Origin of the sequence: Geothermobacter ehrlichii (assembly GCF_008124615.1) — a bacterium.
Classification (GTDB): Bacteria; Desulfobacterota; Desulfuromonadia; order Desulfuromonadales; family Geothermobacteraceae; genus Geothermobacter; species Geothermobacter ehrlichii.
In genome coordinates this window covers 365,658-382,633 of record NZ_VNIB01000001.1, presented here as the reverse complement: position 1 = coordinate 382,633, position 16,976 = coordinate 365,658, and the positions used below count along the sequence as shown (strand labels likewise).

Sequence of the window (16,976 nt, the reverse complement as noted above, 5' to 3'; positions counted from 1 at the left end):
GAAGAAAGGAGGTGAAAAAGCATGAACATGATGGCAATTCCCCTGGTGGCCATCGGCGACCTGCCGGTACCCGGACAGCCGCCGGCCGCAGCCCCTACCGGAAACGCCGTCGGTGAAGGTCCCTTTGCCGCCCTGCTCGACGGCAGTCTCCGCAACAGCAGCGGACCCGGCCCGGATCCGAACGCCATGGCGCTGCTGATGGTGCTGCTGGCGGACGGACGGCAGACGGCCATGCCGCAACAGATACCCGTCCCCGCCGAAGATACCGCTCCGGGCGGAAACGAGCTTGGTGCGAAACCGGCTGTCGGCGCAACCGAAACCGCTGTCGAAAACCTGCTGGTGCCGCAACTGCCGCAGAGAATGCCGACCGAGGTCGCGATGACGGACCTGACGACAGGCAACGACAGTCTGCCGCCTGATCGCGTCGGGCAACTCCAACAGACCGCACCTGTCGGGCGTTCGCTGCCGACGCACCGGACAAGCAGGGGCATCCGTATCGACATCGGCGCCATAACGGCAAAGGGTACCGGACAGGCACAGCCTGGCCTGACGGCCAGCACCGTCGAACCGATTGTCGGACAACCCCTGCCGCAACCACTCGCCGATAAGGACGGAAAACAATCCGAACCGGTGATGAGCCTGGCCGAGAAGCGCTTCGCCCACCTGCTGGGCGATCGTGGGCGGCAGCCGGCGCAAGGCGCGGAAGCGACCCGGGCAACCGGACAGCCCGAGCGGACCGCACCGTCGCCGACGGCGACGAAAACCGGACCGCTCCCCGCGCACGACCCGGTTCCGAAGGCGGGGGGAAGCGAAACCGCCGCCGACCCGGGAGCCCCCCCGTTCGTCATCGCGCCGGCAACCGGCCGTTCCGAAACGCCGCAACCGGCGCCGGCGGCTCCGGCAGCCCCCCCCGAAAGGAGCCTGCATCTCGCCTCGGGCGACCGAATCGCCGAACGGGTGGTCGTCGATCAGGTGGTCAGCCACTTCGGCCGTTCCGGCAGGCTGGAAAGCGGCCAGGCCAGTCTGCGCCTCTATCCGGAAGAACTGGGCGAGGTCCGTCTCGACATCGACATCCGGGACAACCGGATCTCCGCCACCCTGCAGACCCAGTCGCACCAGGTTCAGGACGTCCTGAACCGTCATCTCGACAGTCTGCGGCACGCCCTCGAACACCAGGGCCTGCGTGTCGACCGGATCGAGGTCAGGGTGGCGGCGGAAAGCCCGCACGCCGGCGGCCAGGAACAGCCCTTTTCCGGCCACTTCTCCGGTCAGCAGTCTGCGGGCCACTTCTCCGGCCAGTTCTTCCAGCGCTCCGGTCACCAGGCCTGGCAACAGGACTTCGGCGGCTGGCCACACGATACGCTGCCGGAGAATCCGGTCAAACCCGAACCCATCGTCAACCGTCCCGCACCGCAACGTGCGGGCCTGAGCCTGCGCGTCTAGACGCGCCTGACGACAAGGAGGCCGCATGTCAGCCATCAACGGCATAGGCAGCCAGACAACTCCGGCGGCAACCGGCACGTCCCTGACCACGCAGACCCTCGGCAAAGAGGATTTTCTGCAGCTTCTGGTAGCCCAGCTGGAGAATCAGGATCCGCTCAATCCGGCCGACCCGACCGAGTTCACCGCCCAGCTCGCCCAGTTCAGCGCGCTGGAGCAGATGTTCAACATGAACAAGACCCTGGAAGGGCTCGGATCGCTCAGCGGCGACATGGAGCGGCTTTCGGCGCTGGGACTGATCGGTCGGGAAGTCGTGGCGGAATCGGACATTTTCCGCTATCAGGACACGCCGGTCGAATTCGGCTATCACCTGCCGGTGTCCGCCAGCGAGGTGTCGGTCCACATTCTCAACACCAACAACCAGACGGTGGCGACCCTGACGGCACCGGGGACCTCGGCCGGGGAGCATTTCCTCAGCTGGGACGGCCGCAACGACGCGGGGACTCCCCTGCCACCCGGTGATTACCGGATCGCGGTGGTCGCCAGGGACATGGACGACAGGAAGATCGAAGCCACCACGCTGGTGCGGGCGACTGTCGACGGTGTGCAGCTCGATGCCGCCGGCACGCGGGTCGAAACAACCAGCGGCGCGTTCGCCCTGAGCCAGCTGCAGAACGTGAAGGGAGGCACACCGTGAACACGCCGGTCACCATCGTTCCGCGGCCGCTCGGCGGCCCCGGCATCGGCCGGCAACCGGAACGAAGCGGCACGAACAGCCGCCCGGCGACATCCTTCGACCAGGTGCTGAAGCGAACTGTCGAGCATTCGGCACTGCGCTTCTCGCGCCACGCGACCGAGCGGATGGACCAGCGGGGCATCCGCCTCGACGCGGCCCAGACCAGGCGCCTGGAGGACGCCGTGGCCAGAGTCGGCGGCAAGGGGGGCAGAGACGCCCTGGTGCTGCTCGACAACCTGGCGCTGGTCGTCAGCGTCCGCAACGGCACGATCGTCACGGTGGCCGACAGCCGCAACCTGAAGGAAAACGTCTTTACCAACATCGACAGTGCGGTGATCGCCTGATCACCCCCAGCCGAACCGGTCCTCATCGAGGAGGTTCGCGGGCCGCCGACCGATTGAGGCGGCCCATCGAGGAGGAAACAAACCATGGGCATCGCAAGCAGTCTCTACAGTGGCGTCTCCGGTCTGACCACCAACAGTCACGCCATGAGCGTTATCGGCAACAACATCGCCAACAGCAACACCATCGGCTTCAAGACCAGCCGGGCTCTCTTCGCCGACCTGCTCTCGAGCAGCGTCTCCGGCTCCGGCGGCACTTCCCAGATCGGCCGCGGCTCCGGTCTTTCGGTCGTCGACAACATTTTCAGCCAGGGCACCTTCCAGAACACCGAACTCAACTCTGACCTCGCCATCGAGGGCCCCGGCTTTTTCATGGTCGCCGACCCGGTCACTTCCGAGCTGCGCTTCACCCGCGCCGGCGCCTTCCGCTTTGACGCCGACGGCTACCTGGTCAATCCGGAAGGATTCAAGGTCCAGGGCTACATGCTCGACATGGACGGCAATACCATCGGCGACCTGACCGACATCAAGGCCAACACCCGCTCCTTCAGCCCGGCCAACGCCACCGCCAACATCACCCTCAACACCAACCTCAACTCCAACGCACCCTATGTCGGTCCCTTCGACATCAACGATCCGGCCAACACCTCCAACTACGCGGCCTCGATCCAGATCTACGACTCGCTGGGGCAGACCCATCTGCTGACCACCTATTTCACCAAGCTCGACCCGGCGACCAACCCGCTGGAATGGGGCTGGTACACCACCGTCGACAGCAGCGAGATCGGCGGCACACCCGGCACCCTGACCATCGTCGGCCAGGGGACCATGCAGTTCGACAACACCGGCCAGCTGACCGCCCCGGTGATCGGCGTCACCAACCCGGGCGCCCTGACCTGGACCAACGCCGCCGACCAGAACCAGCAGATCGCCATCGACTTCCAGACCACCCAGTTCTCCAGTGATTCGGTGGTGGTGGCCCAGGAACAGGACGGTTTCGGCACCGGCACCCTGGTCAAGCTGAGCATCGACAACGACGGCTACGTCATCGGCAACTTCAGCAACGGCCAGCCCCGCAAACTGGCCCAGATCGCCCTGGCCAAGTTCTCCAACCCCGGCGGTCTGACCAAGGAAGGCGCCAACCTCTTCTCCACCTCCGACAAGTCGGGTCCGCCGATCATCGGCACCGTCGGTTCCGGCGTCGGCAAAATCTTCACCAACTCCCTGGAGCAGTCGAACGTCGATCTGGCCCAGGAATTCGTCAAGATGATCACCACCCAGCGCGGCTTCCAGGCCAACTCCAAGATCATCACCACCACCGACGAGATGCTCAACGAACTGATCAACCTCAAGCGCTAGCCCAGGTGGCCGGAATTCCGGCCCGGGTCAAAATCATGACTCAAAGGCGGACCGCCCTTTTCTTCCACGGGCGGTCCGCCCTTTTTGTTTACCCACCGAATTTTTTTTATTCTTGTTTTTCAACAACTTTCAACCTTGCCACCGTGTCAATTTTTCTGCTTTTTCACGGTGGCACATCTCTTGATAAACCCTGGGGCAGCAGCCATTGCGTCAAAAGAAAAACCATTATTCTGCATCCAAGAGGTAACCAATGGACCTTTCGACCATTGTCGGCATCATTAGCGCCTTCACCCTGATGATCATGGCGATGGCCAGCGGCAGCAGTCTGCTGATCTTCATCGACATCCCTTCGGCGCTGATCGTGGTCGGCGGAACCATCGGTGCGGTCCTGATCCACTATCCTTTCGGCGATGTTTTCCGCTCGATCAGCATTTTCAAGAAGACCATTCTGCACAAGACCACCAATCCGAAGGACCGGGTCAAGACCCTGGTCGAGTACGCCGGCAAGGCGCGCAAGGAGGGGGTACTCTCCCTGCAATCGGTATTGAACGACGTCGACGACGAATTTCTCGCCAAGGGCCTGCAGATGGCGGTCGACGGCCAGGAGCCGGAAACCCTGAAGGAGCTGCTCGACCGGGAAATCGACTACATCCAGGAACGGCACGAAAACGGCGCCGACATCTTCGTCGCCTTCGGTACCTACGCGCCGGCAATGGGAATGATTGGAACCCTGATCGGTCTGGTCAAGATGCTGCAGTCGCTGAACGATCCGTCATCGATCGGTCCGGCCATGGCCGTCGCCCTGCTGACAACCTTCTACGGCGCCATCATCGCCAATGTCATCTGCCTGCCGGTCGCCGGCAAGCTGAAGAACCGTTCGGCCTCGGAAGTCCTCGACAAATCGCTGATCGCCGAAGGCCTCAAGCTCATCCTGAAGGGCGAGAATCCGCGCATCATCGAGCAAAAACTGCACGCCTTCCTCGCCCCCAAGGAACGGGAAAGCAACTTCAAGAATTGATACGGATCTTCAGATGGCGAGAAAACCGAAAAAAGAACCGGCCGGCGCGCCGGCCTGGATGGTCACCTTCAGCGACATGGTCACCCTGCTGCTGACCTTCTTCGTGCTCATGCTTTCCATGGCACGCCTCGACAAGATGAAGTTCATGGATGCGGCAGGCTCCCTGCGCGGCGCCTTCGGCGTGCTCGGCTCTTCGGACAAGGCCGAGGTGACCAAACCGAAGATCGTCGACGTGGCGCCCATCTTCGACGACCTGGTCACCCGGGTCTACAAGCGCATCCAGTCGCACATGCAGCGGCTGCGCATCGATCGCGACATCGAGCTGGTCAAGGATCGGGGGGCCGTCGTCCTGCGGGTTAACAGCGCAATCCTCTTCGACTCCGGGAAAACCACCATCAAGCCGGAGGCCGAACCGATCCTGCGCAAGGTCGCCGAGCTGGTCCGCCCACTGCCGATGAGCCTGCGCATCGAGGGGCATACCGACAATACCCGCAGCCGCCGTTCCGGGCTGAGCAACTGGGACATCTCGGTGCAGAGGGCAGTGAACGTTCTGAAGTTCATGGCGGCCAACAAGCTGATGCCCCTCGACCGCATGTCGGCGGTCGGCTACGGCTCGCTGCATCCCGTGATCGACAATGACACGCCCGAACACCGCGCCATGAACCGGCGGGTGGAATTCGTGCTGGAAAATCTCGGCAACTACCGGGAAGAACTCCCCTATCTGATCGACGCAACCGAACAGCTACCTTTCTGACGAACGAGGTCGACGCATGGCAGAAAAGACCGAAAAAGCCCCGGAGGGGGGCGGCAAGAAGAAGCTCATCCTGATCATCGCCATCGCCCTGGTGGTCCTGATCGGCGGCGGGGTCGCCGCCTTCCTGCTGCTCGGCGGCAGTGACGAGGAGGCGAAAAAGGGGAAGGCCGCCCAGGAAGCGGCGGCGCTCGAAAGTTCCGATGTCGGCCCCATGGTCAACATCGAATCGTTCATCGTCAACATTCTCGACGAATCGGGAACCCGCTACCTGAAGGCGGCCATGACCCTGGAGCTGACCAACGAACAGGCTGTCGACGAAGTCAACCAGCGCATGCCGCAGATCCGCGACGCCGTCATCATGCTGATCGGCAACAAGTCCTTCAACGAGCTGCAGGACCTGCAGGGCAAGATGCAGCTGCGGGCCGAGTTGACGGCGAAACTGAACAGTTTTCTCAAGACCGGCAAGATCAAGCGGATCTACTTCACCGATTTCGTGGTCCAGTAGGAGGCGTCGTGGAACGCATTCTCACCCAGGAAGAGATCAGCGAGCTGCTGTCGGCGGTCCACCAGGGAGAAATTCCTGCGGAACCGAATATCGAAACGGTCGAAGACGGCAGGCAAATCAGTCCGCTGAACCTGGTTCGGGCGCACGCGTCGAGCGACCTGAAACTGAACAACTTCGATCTGCTGATCGATTCCTTTGCCAGAAACTACGCCATTTCGATCACCAACCGGGTGCAGCAGTCAGCCAACATCCGCCGCACAGGCATCCGTCCGGTCGAATGCGAAACCTTTCTGCATCGCCTGCAGAGCGGCGTCGCCATCGGCCTGTATCGTTTCGATCCGCTGCGGCACGGTGTTCTGGCCGTCCTCTCGCCGTCACTCGCCTGCGCCCTGGTCGAAATTCAGCTCGGCGGGGATCCGACCAAGCCGGCCAGCGTCCCGAACCGTCCGCTGACGGCGATCGAGATGAACATACTCAAGAGCATGTTCAGCGACATCGCTCTCGACCTGGCGAAAGTCCTGAGTTCCCTGGACGGGGTCAGCATCTCCCTGCAGAGGCTGCAAAGCAACCCGCGCCTGGTCAACCTGATTCCCGGCGACGCCATGACTGTGGTCGCCTCTCTCGAAATCGAGATCGGCGCCACCAAGGGGCTGCTTGAACTGATTTTTCCCAATTCAATTCTCGATCCGATCCGGGAGAGCATGCAGCAGAGCCGGGAGGACGGCGGCAACGAGGCCTGGCGGCGGCAGCTGCTGGCCGAACTGCCGACCATTTCGGTCGAGATCGCGGCCGAACTGGGAACCATCACCCTGCAGATGCGCGATTTCATCAACTTCCGCGAAGGCGACATCATCGATCTGCCCTGGAACCCCAATGACCCCCTGGTCATCAAGGTCGAAGGCCGGCCGAAATACGTCGCCCAGGTCGGGGTGAGAAACGGCAACAAGGCGGTGCGCATCACAGACATCTACACCGAAGGAGCGAACCATGGAAACAGCTAACGAAACGGTCAACACCGGTGCCGGCGAAAACACCGCGGAAAGCGGTTCGCGCGGCATCGATTTTCTGCTCGACATTCCGCTCAACGTCTCGGTCGAGGTCGGCCGCTCCCGCATCCTGGTCAAGGACCTGCTGCAGATGCGCGAGGGCTATGTCATCGAACTGGACAAGCTGGCCGGCGAACCCCTCGACCTGTATGTCAACTCGAAGCTGATCGCCCGCGGCGAAGCGGTGCTGGCCGGCGACAAGTTCGGCCTGCGGCTGACCGATGTCATCAGCCCCGCCGAACGGATCGAGAATCTGGGCTGATGCTGCGGACCTTTCTGTTCATAGGACTGCTCGCCCAGGCCTGGCCCGTCCTGGCCGCCGAAAACTACAGCCCCCCCGGGCTGCTGACCGGCGGACTGCGGGTCGTCGGCTCGCTGGTGCTGGTGATCGGCCTGGCCCTGCTCGTCCTGGCCCTGGCAAAAAAACGGCTGCAGCTTCTTCCCGGTCAGAAGAAAGGCGCCATCCGGGTCATCGAAACCCGCGCCCTGGCCCCGAAGAAGGCCGTGGCCCTGATCGAGGTCAGAGGCCGTGAACTGCTGGTCGGCATCGGACAGGACAGCGTCAGCCTGCTGTGTGAACTGCCGACGGATAAAAGCTTCGCCGACGCGCTCGACCGGCAACTGGAGGTGGGCGAGTGAAGCGACTGGCGGCCTGCATCTTCTTTCTGCTCTGCCTGTTTACGGCGCACCACGCCCTGGCGCAGGGCCTACCGACCCTGACCGTCGGCATCGGTGAGGCGAAGAGCCCCGGCGAGGTTTCGACGGCCCTGCAGATCCTGGTGCTGCTGACCGTCCTTTCGGTAGCGCCAGCCATCCTGCTGATGACAACGGCCTTCACCCGCATCGTCGTCGTCCTCTCCTTCGTCCGCCAGGCGATGGGTACCCAGCAGATGCCGCCGAACCAGGTCATTATCGGGCTGTCGCTCTTTCTGACCTTCTTCGTCATGGCACCGGTCTTCAGCCAGATCAACGAGCAGGCCATCAAGCCCTACCTCGACGGCAAACTGCCACAGAAACAGGCGCTCGAGAAGGCTGTGGAACCGATGCGCGCATTCATGTTCGGCCAGACCGACGAAAAGGATCTCGCCCTGCTCGTCGCCATGACCGGCGATGAACAACCGGAGGATCTGGACGATGTGCCGACCATGACCCTGATACCGGCCTTCATGCTTTCGGAACTGAAGCGGGCCTTTCAGATCGGCTTCCTCATCTATGTCCCCTTCCTGGTCATCGACATGGTGGTCGCCTCGGTGCTGATGGCCATGGGGATGATGATGCTGCCACCGCCGATCATTTCGCTCCCTTTCAAGCTGCTGCTCTTCGTACTGGTCGACGGCTGGGGGCTGGTGGTCGGATCGCTGGTCCAGAGTTTTCACTGATTGCGGGCCGGACCCGCGGTGACAACCATCGCCCGGAAGCCTAGGCCCAAACGCCAGAGGAGTTGCCCATGCCACCCGAAATGGTCATCGATGTCGGCCGCCGCGCCGTGGAAATGGTGCTGATGCTCTCCGGCCCCATGCTGGTCTGCGCCGTCGTGGTCGGCCTGGTCATCAGCATCTTTCAGGCCGCCACCCAGATCAACGAACAGACCATGACCTTCATCCCCAAGATCGTCGCCGTGCTGGTAGCGCTGGTAATCACCGCCCCCTGGATGATCCGGGTCATGGTCGCCTTCACTCGCGATCTGTACGGCCAGATCGGACATCTCGGAGGCTGACGCCCGTGGAACTGCCGGTCCTCTCTACCGCCACCATCCAGGCGCTGCTGATCTGCCTGGTGCGCATCGGCGCCCTGATGGGCACCCTGCCCATCTACGGCAGCAGCCAGGCTCCGATGCGGATCCGCGTCGCCCTGACGGTGATGCTGACCCTGGTGGTCTTCCCCCTGGTCCGGGATCTGATTCCGCAGATGACGTTCGCGCCGGTCGCGCTGGCCGTGCTGCTGGCCGGCGAGGGACTCCTGGGGCTGATGGTCGGCTATATCGCCCGCTTTATCTTCACCGCCGTCGAGCTCGGTGGCACCGTCATCGGCTACCAGATGGGCTTCGCAGCCGCCAACGTCTTCGATCCCCAGAACCAGCGGCAGGTGTCGCTGATCTCGCAGTTCCAGAACATTCTGGCCATTCTGATCTTTCTGTCGCTCAACATTCATTACTACTTCATCGAGGCCCTGATTTCCTCCTTCCGCCTGCTGCCGCCCGGCCGGTGGAATTTTTCCGGCGGGGCCATCCCCTACCTGCTAGAGCTGGCCGGCCGCATGTTCACCCTTGGCGTCCAGCTGAGCGCGCCGGTGCTGGCCGTCCTGCTGCTGTCCGGCCTGGTTCTCGGCATCATGGCGCGGGTCTTTCCGCAGCTGAACGTCTTTCTGCTCTCTTTTCCGCTGAACATCGGCATCAGTTTTCTGCTGATCGGGCTGACCCTCAATCTGCTGGTTGCCCTGCTCAACCAGGAATTCAACGACCTGGGGCAGCGTTTCGCCCTGCTCTTTTCGGCCCTGCAGGGGTGAGTCATGGCGGAAGAACAGGATCAGGAAAGAACGGAACAGGCGACACAGAAACGCCGGGAAGACTTTCGCAAGAAGGGCCAGGTCGCCCAGAGCAAGGAGGTGCACACCGCCCTTCTGCTGACCTCGGCCCTGCTGCTCTGGTACTTCTATCTGCCCTTCTTCTGGCCCAGGCTGCAGTTTCTGGTCGCCGACATCTGGCGCCGAGCCGGCGAAATCGACGTGACTGGAGACTCGGTCTACGATCTCGCCCTGGCCCTGCTGCAGCAGGTCGGCATGCTGCTGGCCCCGCTGCTGCTGATGGTGCTCGTCGTCGGCGCCCTGGGCAGCATCATGCAGATCGGCTTTCTGCTGACCACCAAGCCGCTCGAACCCGACCTGAGCAAGCTCAACCCGATCCAGGGGGCGAAGAAATTCTTTTCCAAGCGCAGCGCCGTCGAGGTGGTCAAGTCACTGGCCAAGGTCGGCCTGGTAGGTTTCGTCGCCTTCAAGACGGTCCATGCCTCTTTCGCCGAAAGCGTGCTGCTGGTCGACGCTCCCCTGGGGGAAACCGTCCGCTTTCTCGGCCGCATCGCCGGGCTGGTGCTGTTCAAAAGCTGCGGCGTGCTGGTCGTGCTTGCACTGTTCGACTATCTCTTCGTCCGCTGGGAGATGGAGCAGCGGATGAAGATGACCAAGCAGGAGATCAAGGAAGAATTCAAGGAGACCGAGGGGGATCCGCACCTCAAGGCCCGCGTCCGTTCCATCCAGCAGGAGATGGCGCGCAAGCGGATGATGGCCGAGGTGCCAAAAGCCGACGTGGTGGTGACCAACCCGACCCATCTGTCGGTGGCTCTCAAGTACGACCGCGAAACCATGCTGGCACCGCAGGTGGTCGCCAAGGGGGCGGATCATCTGGCGATGAAAATCCGCGAGATCGCCCGCGAGCACAAGGTGGTGATGGTGGAAAACGTTCCCGTGGCGCGGGCGCTCTACCAGCTGGAGGTCGGCCAGACCATCCCGGAAGAGATGTTCACCGCCGTGGCCGAGATTCTGGCCTACGTCTACAGCGTCAAGAAGAAGTCGTTCTGAAGGAGGCATGAATGATAGCGCTTGCCGAACGCCACAACTGGGCGAAAACCATGATGCGGACCGATATCATCGTCGGACTGGGGCTGGTCCTGGTGCTGATGGTGATGATCATCCCCCTGCCGCCCCTTCTGCTCGACCTCTTTCTCACTCTGAACATCACCATTTCGCTGGTGATTCTGATCATCACCCTCTACACCACGCGCACCCTCGACTTTTCGAGCTTTCCGTCGCTGCTGCTGGCGACAACCCTGTTCCGGCTGTCGCTCAACGTCGCCTCGACCCGGCTGATCCTGCTGCACGGCCAGGAGGGCGTCTCGGCGGCGGGAACCGTCATCCGCGCTTTCGGCCAGTTCGTGGTCGGCGGCAACTACGTGGTCGGCATCGTCATCTTCTGCATCCTGGTGGTCATCAATTTCATGGTCATCACCAAGGGCGCCGGCCGCGTCGCCGAGGTGGCGGCCCGGTTCACCCTCGACGCCATGCCCGGCAAGCAGATGGCCATCGACGCCGATCTCAACGCCGGCCTGATCAACGAGGAAACCGCCCGCAACCGACGTCAGGAGATCGCCGAGGAAGCCGATTTCTACGGGGCGATGGACGGTGCCAGCAAGTTCGTCCGCGGCGATGCCATCGCCGGCATCATCATCACCCTGGTCAACATCGGCGCCGGTTTCGTCATCGGCGTGCTGCAGAACGGCATGCCGGCCATGGAGGCCGCCCGCACCTACACCATCCTGACCGTCGGCGACGGCCTGGTCGGGCAGATTCCGGCCCTGATCATCTCGACGGCGGCCGGCATCCTGGTCACCCGCGCCGCCGGCGGCAGCGATTTCGGCACCACCCTCAAGGGGCAGATGACCATGCATCCGCGCGCCCTCTGGCTGGTGTCGGGCATCCTGCTCGTCTTCGCCATCATCCCCGGGCTGCCGACCATCCCCTTCGTCGTCCTGTCCGCCCTCATCGGGCTGTCGGCCTGGCAGATCCAGAAGGCCCAGACCGCCCGCGAGGCGAAAGAAGCGGAGGCCGTCGACGTCGCCGAGGAAGAACCAGCCGAGATCGACTTCGACGAGCTGCTGCATGTCGACCTGCTCGAACTCGAGGTCGGCTACGGACTCATTCCCCTGGTCGACGCCAACCAGGAGGGCGACCTGCTGCCGCGGATCCAGGCGATCCGCAAACAGTTCGCCATGGACATGGGCTTCATCATTCCGCCGATACACATCAAGGACAATCTGCAGCTCGCCCCCAACCAGTACAGCATTCTGCTCAAGGGGGTGAAGGTGGGTGTCGGAGAAGTGTTCCCGGGTCAATATCTCGCCATGGATCCGGGCACAGCCACCGAGCAGATCACCGGCATCGAAACCACCGAACCGGCCTTCGGACTGCCCGCCATCTGGATCACCGAAGACAAGAAGGATCGCGCGCAAATAGCCGGATATACAGTGGTTGACTGCGCCACAGTGGTCAGCACCCACCTGAGCGAAATCATCAAAAAGCACGCGCACGAACTGCTCGGGCGGCAAGAGGTACAGAACTTGCTCAACTCCCTGGCAAAGACCTATCCGAAACTGGTCGAGGAACTGGTTCCCGACATTCTGAACACAGGACTGATCATGCGCGTCATGCAGAATCTGCTCAGAGAACAGGTCAGCATCAGGGACATCCGGACCATCCTGGAAACCATGGCCGACTACGTCGGCGTGTCCCAGGATCCCACCTACCTGACCGAGCAGGTCCGGGCCGCCCTGGGGCGCCTGATCAGCGGCCGTTACGCCGAAGACGGGCAGAACCTGAACCTGATCACCCTCGACCGCGAGATCGAGGAAACAATCCACAACTCGATCCAGAATTCGACCGAAGGCAGCTACCTGGCTCTCGATCCGAACATCGCCCACCGGATCATCGACCGCCTCAGCCAGACCATTGGCAACATGTCCGGAGGCACACCGCCGGTGCTGCTGACCGCGCCAACAATCCGACCCCATGTCAAAAGGTTGACCGAGCGGTACCTGCCGCACCTGGTCGTTCTTTCGCACAACGAGATCGCGCCCGACATGATGGTGCGGTCCCTGGGAACGGTGAGCCTCCATGCAGGTTAAAGTGTTCGAAGCCGACAGCATGGCCGCGGCCCTGAAGAAGGTCAAGGAGACCTTCGGACCGGACGCCCTGATCCTCTCGACCCGGACCATCCGCAAAAACGGTCTCGGTCTTCTCGGCCGCCCCCGGATCGAAATCACCGCGGCCATCGAGGAAGACGACAGCGGCGCCGCAACTGAAACCCGGCCGGTCGAAGCTCCTGCCGGCAAAGGCCGCCGGGGCGGCAAGGCGACGACAAGAGCCGCCGTCGCCGATCGCATCGACTACCGGGACATCTGGCGGCAGCGGAAAGTCATCGATCCGGTCGAGGCGGAGATCCAGAGCCTGCGAGAGCAGCTCGCCCGCCAGGATGTTTCGGCCCTGCGTTCGGAACTGGAAGAACTCAAGGCGGCCATTCGCGAACTCAACCGGCCGGTGCAACAGCCGGCACCGCAACCGGCAGCGCCGGTGCAGCCGCAGCCGCCCTGGCAGCAAAAGCCCGCCAAGGACGCCGTCATCGAACAGCTGGTCGCCAGCCTCAAGGCGCACGACCTCGAAGACGCCACCGCCGAGACCCTGGCCCGCTACGCCGGCGAGCGGCTCCATCCGCAGCAGCTGGCCGACCCGTCCTATCTCAACCAGTTCTTCCTCGACACCATCAGCGACCTGGTGCAGTTCACCCATCCCTTCGCCGGCGGACAGGGGCAGAAACGGCTCGCCCTGGTCGGACCGACCGGCGTCGGCAAGACCACCACCATCGCCAAACTGGCGGCCAGCTACCTGCAGCGGCATTCGGGCCGGCTCGCCCTGTTCACCATCGACACCTACCGCATCGCGGCGGCCGAGCAGCTGCGCGTCTACGGCGAGATCATGAACCTGCCGGTCGAGGTGATCTACTCTCCGGAACAGCTGCAGACGGCTTTCGCCCGCCACAGCGACAAGGACCTGATCCTGATCGATACCAGCGGCCGCTGTCATCGCGACGAGGCCGGCATGGCCGAAATCGCCGCCTTTCTCGGCCCCGAAGCCAGAACCGAAAACCATCTCGTGCTGGCCACCGGAACCCGCGGCCGCGACCTGGTCGACATCGTCGGCAGTTTCCGCCGCATTCCACTGGCCAGCCTGATCTTCAGCAAGGTGGACGAAACAGCGCAGCGCGGCGCCCTGCTCGACATCCCTTTGCGACAGAACCTGCCGATATCCTGTCTGACCAACGGCCAGAGAGTTCCCGAAGACATTCTGGCCGCCGAACCGAAGGTGGTTGCCGAATGCATTCTGGGACAGCAGTAGAGGTGAATTCGATGAACGTCATCCACGGACGCTTTGATCAGGCGGGAACCCTGCGCAGCCGCCAGCACCGGCTCACCGCCGTCGACAGCGGCACGGCCTCAGCCCCTGCGGCGCGGGTGATCTCCATCACCAGCGGCAAGGGCGGCGTCGGCAAAACCTCCATCGCCACCAACGTCGCCGTCGTCCTGGCGCGCATGGGCAAGAGGGTTCTGGTCATCGACGCCGATCTGGGTCTGGCCAACATCGATGTCATGTGCGGCCTGACCCCCCGCTACAACCTGAACCACTATTTCGCCGGCGAACGCTCCCTGACCGAGATCATGACCAGCGGGCCCGCCGGCATCAGCATCCTTCCGGCCGGGTCGGGCCTGCAGCACCTGACCCACCTGAACACCGACCAGAAACGGCGCTTTCTCGACGATCTCGACAGCCTGCACGGACGATTCGACCTGGTGCTGATCGACACCGAAGCGGGCATCTCGGAGAACGTCACCTACTTCAACGTCGCGGCACAGGATATCCTGGTGGTCACCACGCCCGAACCGACCGCCATCACCGATGCCTACGCCCTGATGAAACTCCTTTCGACCCGTTATCACCAGAAGTCGTTTCACCTGGTGGTGAATCAGGTGCAGCAGATCGACGAGGGGTTGGATGTCTACCAGAAGCTGACCATCGTCTCCAACCGCTACCTTGACATCTCCATCGACTATCTCGGCTGCATTCCGCAAAACCCCCGAATGCAGGAAGCCGTCCGTCGGCAGAAACCGGTGGTGGAACTCTTCCCCAACCAGAAAACGAGTTCCGCCTTCGAGGCCCTGGCCCGCGCCCTGGCGACACCGACGGAACAGGCCCCCAAGGGGACCGTGCAATTTTTCTGGAAACGCTTTTTCACCCTGAATCAGGGAGGTGAATCATGAACGAAACCGCCACCTACACCGAAACCGGGCTGCTCGACCGGGACCAGCTGATCCGCGCTCACCTGCCGCTGGTCAACTTCCTTGTCGAACGCATGGTCACCCAGGTGCCGACCTTCGTCAACAAGGACGAGATCTGCAGCGCCGCCATGCTGGGACTGGTCGACGCCGCCAACCGCTACGATCCGTCCAAGGGCGTCCAGTTCAAGACCTTCGCCGAACGGCGCATCCGCGGAGCGGTGCTGGACGAGGTCCGTCGCATGGACTGGTTCTCGCGCAGCCTGCGCGAAAAACACGCCCGACTGGCCCGTACCATCGAACGCCTCGAACGCAAGCTCGGACGGGCGCCGGAAGAAGAGGAGATCGCCGCCGAACTCGACATGCCCCTGGAAGAATACCAGTCGCTGCTCGGCGAAGTCTCCTACCTGGGCTGCATCAGCCTCAACGAATCCCTCGACGACCATGGAGGCGGACGGACCATCATCGAAAACCTCGAGGACGAAAACGGCAAGAGCCCGCTCGACGAACTGGAGGCGGCGGATCTGACCCGGGAGATGGCGGAACATATCAGCAAGCTGTCCGAAAAGGAACGGCTGGTGGTGGCGCTCTACTATCACGAGGAACTGACGCAGAAGGAAATCGCCGAGGTTCTCGGCATCTCCGAAGGCCGGGTGTCGCAGATTCACAGCCAGGCCCTGCTGAAGCTGAAGGTCAAGCTGAGCCGCCGCACGACGATGCCGCCGCTCCCGAAAAAGGCGAAGGGAGAATGAGTTCCATGTTCAGGCCCGAATACACCTTCATGCTTCTCGCCGGCACAACCCTGGTCAGTCTGGCCTGCTTCATCCTTCTCTTTCTGAAGCTCAACCGGCTCAGCCGGCAACTGGTCAGGGTCAGCAGCAGGATCTCTGAAAATGAAGAAGCAAAACCGGCTGTGGAAAAGGCCGCTTTCGATACCGATCTGCTGGCCGCCAACATGAAAGCGATGATCCGCCAGCAGGTGACGGCCGGCAACATGTCGGACCGGTATCGCTACATCAATTCGCTGGCGTCGCACGGGCTCGACCCGGCCCAGATCGCCCAGATACTCGAAATCGGCAAGGGCGAAGCGGAGCAGCTGGTCAAACTGGCCAGCCTGCGGCCGCTCGCTTCCGATCCGGAGGAGATCGCGGCATGACGGATACGGCCTACAACGCCGGCCTGGTTTCGGCGGCCTCGGGCGCCATGAGCCGCCTGCGGGCCATCGACATCATTACCAACAACCTGGCCAACACCAACACGCCCGGCTTCAGACGGGATGTTCCCGGCTTCGACGCCGCGCTGGTTCGTGCGCAACAGGGGGGAGACCTGGTCACCACCGCCAGATTGCAGCGGGTTTCCCGGGACAACACCCCGGGCGAGCTGAAAAAGAGCGGCAATCCCCTCGATGTCGCCATCATCGGACGCGGCTATTTCCGGGTGCAGGATCCGAAGACCGGCGGCGAGTTCTATACCCGCCAGGGTAATTTTTCCCGCTCGCCGGATGGCGTTCTGCTCACCGGCGCGGGCTATCCGGTTCTCGGTGAAGGCGGCCCCATCACCCTGCCGGCAGGCGGACGGATCGAGATCGATCCCGACGGAACGATACTGCGCGACGGCCAGCAGGTGGGACGGCTGCAGCTGGTCGACTTTCCGGACGATGTCACCCTGACGCGCAAAGGGCGCGGGCTGCTGGCCGCCCCGCAGGGAACGTCCCCCCTGCCGATGGACAATCCAAAGCTGTTGCAGGGGTGGATCGAGACGGCCAACGTCAGTCCCCTGACGGAAATGACCCGGATGGTGTCATACGAACGGGATTTCGAAGCCTACCAGAAACTGATCAAGGCCTACGGCCAGCTCGCCACCAAGGCGGCGGAGATAGGCGCTTTCTAGGCAAAGGAGTGGA

20 protein-coding genes are annotated in these 16,976 nt (G+C 62.8%); all 20 read left to right on the top strand.

The genetic code is table 11. From position 1 onward, the window contains the following. The first annotated feature begins 21 nt into the window (after positions 1–21). The gene (locus tag EDC39_RS01865) at positions 22–1,443 is read left to right on the top strand and encodes a flagellar hook-length control protein FliK (RefSeq protein WP_148894390.1); all 1,422 of its coding nucleotides are present in this window, start codon (positions 22–24) and stop codon (positions 1,441–1,443) included. Between the two features lie 25 nt (positions 1,444–1,468). Continuing rightward, positions 1,469–2,137: a flagellar hook assembly protein FlgD gene (locus EDC39_RS01860; RefSeq protein ID WP_148894389.1), complete on the top strand. Its 669-nt coding sequence runs from the start codon at positions 1,469–1,471 to the stop codon at positions 2,135–2,137. Further along, entirely contained in the window at positions 2,134–2,520 is a 387-nt protein-coding gene (locus EDC39_RS01855) for a TIGR02530 family flagellar biosynthesis protein (protein ID WP_148894388.1), read from the top strand. Before EDC39_RS01860 ends, EDC39_RS01855 begins: the two co-directional genes overlap by 4 nt. Before the next feature lie 84 nt (positions 2,521–2,604). Beyond that, positions 2,605–3,876 carry a flagellar hook protein FlgE gene (locus EDC39_RS01850; protein WP_148894387.1) on the top strand — a complete coding sequence of 424 codons (1,272 nt, stop codon included), beginning with the start codon at positions 2,605–2,607 and terminating at the stop codon, positions 3,874–3,876. 250 nt (positions 3,877–4,126) lie between these two features. After that, entirely contained in the window at positions 4,127–4,894 is a 768-nt protein-coding gene (locus EDC39_RS01845; RefSeq protein ID WP_148894386.1) for a motility protein A, read from the top strand. 13 nt (positions 4,895–4,907) lie between these two features. Then, positions 4,908–5,648: an OmpA/MotB family protein gene (locus tag EDC39_RS01840; RefSeq protein ID WP_148894385.1), complete on the top strand. Its 741-nt coding sequence runs from the start codon at positions 4,908–4,910 to the stop codon at positions 5,646–5,648. A 16-nt stretch (positions 5,649–5,664) separates the two neighbouring features. Then, positions 5,665–6,153 carry a flagellar basal body-associated FliL family protein gene (locus EDC39_RS01835; RefSeq protein WP_148894384.1) on the top strand — a complete coding sequence of 163 codons (489 nt, stop codon included), beginning with the start codon at positions 5,665–5,667 and terminating at the stop codon, positions 6,151–6,153. Positions 6,154–6,161: 8 nt separating this feature from the next. Next, entirely contained in the window at positions 6,162–7,154 is a 993-nt protein-coding gene (locus tag EDC39_RS01830) for a flagellar motor switch protein FliM (RefSeq protein WP_148894383.1), read from the top strand. Further along, entirely contained in the window at positions 7,141–7,461 is a 321-nt protein-coding gene (gene fliN / locus EDC39_RS01825) for a flagellar motor switch protein FliN (RefSeq protein WP_148894382.1), read from the top strand. The genes EDC39_RS01830 and fliN overlap by 14 nt, the downstream gene beginning before the upstream one ends. After that, positions 7,461–7,838 carry a FliO/MopB family protein gene (locus EDC39_RS01820; RefSeq protein ID WP_148894381.1) on the top strand — a complete coding sequence of 126 codons (378 nt, stop codon included), beginning with the start codon at positions 7,461–7,463 and terminating at the stop codon, positions 7,836–7,838. Before fliN ends, EDC39_RS01820 begins: the two co-directional genes overlap by 1 nt. Positions 7,839–7,855: 17 nt before the next feature. Continuing rightward, a complete protein-coding gene (gene fliP / locus EDC39_RS01815) occupies positions 7,856–8,578 on the top strand; it encodes a flagellar type III secretion system pore protein FliP (RefSeq protein ID WP_246140160.1) in 723 nt (240 codons plus the stop codon). 68 nt (positions 8,579–8,646) lie between these two features. Further along, entirely contained in the window at positions 8,647–8,916 is a 270-nt protein-coding gene (gene fliQ / locus EDC39_RS01810; protein ID WP_148894380.1) for a flagellar biosynthesis protein FliQ, read from the top strand. 5 nt (positions 8,917–8,921) lie between these two features. After that, entirely contained in the window at positions 8,922–9,704 is a 783-nt protein-coding gene (fliR, locus tag EDC39_RS01805) for a flagellar biosynthetic protein FliR (RefSeq protein ID WP_148894379.1), read from the top strand. Positions 9,705–9,707: 3 nt separating this feature from the next. Next, entirely contained in the window at positions 9,708–10,772 is a 1,065-nt protein-coding gene (flhB, locus tag EDC39_RS01800) for a flagellar biosynthesis protein FlhB (RefSeq protein ID WP_148894378.1), read from the top strand. An 11-nt stretch (positions 10,773–10,783) separates the two neighbouring features. Next, a complete protein-coding gene (gene flhA, locus EDC39_RS01795; RefSeq protein WP_148894377.1) occupies positions 10,784–12,871 on the top strand; it encodes a flagellar biosynthesis protein FlhA in 2,088 nt (695 codons plus the stop codon). After that, positions 12,861–14,138, top strand: coding sequence for a flagellar biosynthesis protein FlhF (gene flhF, locus EDC39_RS01790; RefSeq protein ID WP_148894376.1), 1,278 nt, complete (start codon positions 12,861–12,863; stop codon positions 14,136–14,138). Before flhA ends, flhF begins: the two co-directional genes overlap by 11 nt. An 11-nt stretch (positions 14,139–14,149) precedes the next feature. Continuing rightward, complete coding sequence (locus EDC39_RS01785) at positions 14,150–15,058, top strand: MinD/ParA family protein (protein WP_148894375.1); 909 nt, start codon at positions 14,150–14,152, stop codon at positions 15,056–15,058. After that, positions 15,055–15,825 carry a FliA/WhiG family RNA polymerase sigma factor gene (locus EDC39_RS01780; RefSeq protein WP_148894374.1) on the top strand — a complete coding sequence of 257 codons (771 nt, stop codon included), beginning with the start codon at positions 15,055–15,057 and terminating at the stop codon, positions 15,823–15,825. Before EDC39_RS01785 ends, EDC39_RS01780 begins: the two co-directional genes overlap by 4 nt. A 5-nt stretch (positions 15,826–15,830) precedes the next feature. Beyond that, on the top strand, positions 15,831–16,229 hold the full coding sequence (locus EDC39_RS01775; RefSeq protein ID WP_148894373.1) for a hypothetical protein: 399 nt from the start codon (positions 15,831–15,833) through the stop codon (positions 16,227–16,229). Beyond that, a complete protein-coding gene (gene flgF, locus EDC39_RS01770; protein WP_148894372.1) occupies positions 16,226–16,963 on the top strand; it encodes a flagellar basal-body rod protein FlgF in 738 nt (245 codons plus the stop codon). The genes EDC39_RS01775 and flgF overlap by 4 nt, the downstream gene beginning before the upstream one ends. The last annotated feature ends 13 nt before the right edge of the window (positions 16,964–16,976 follow it).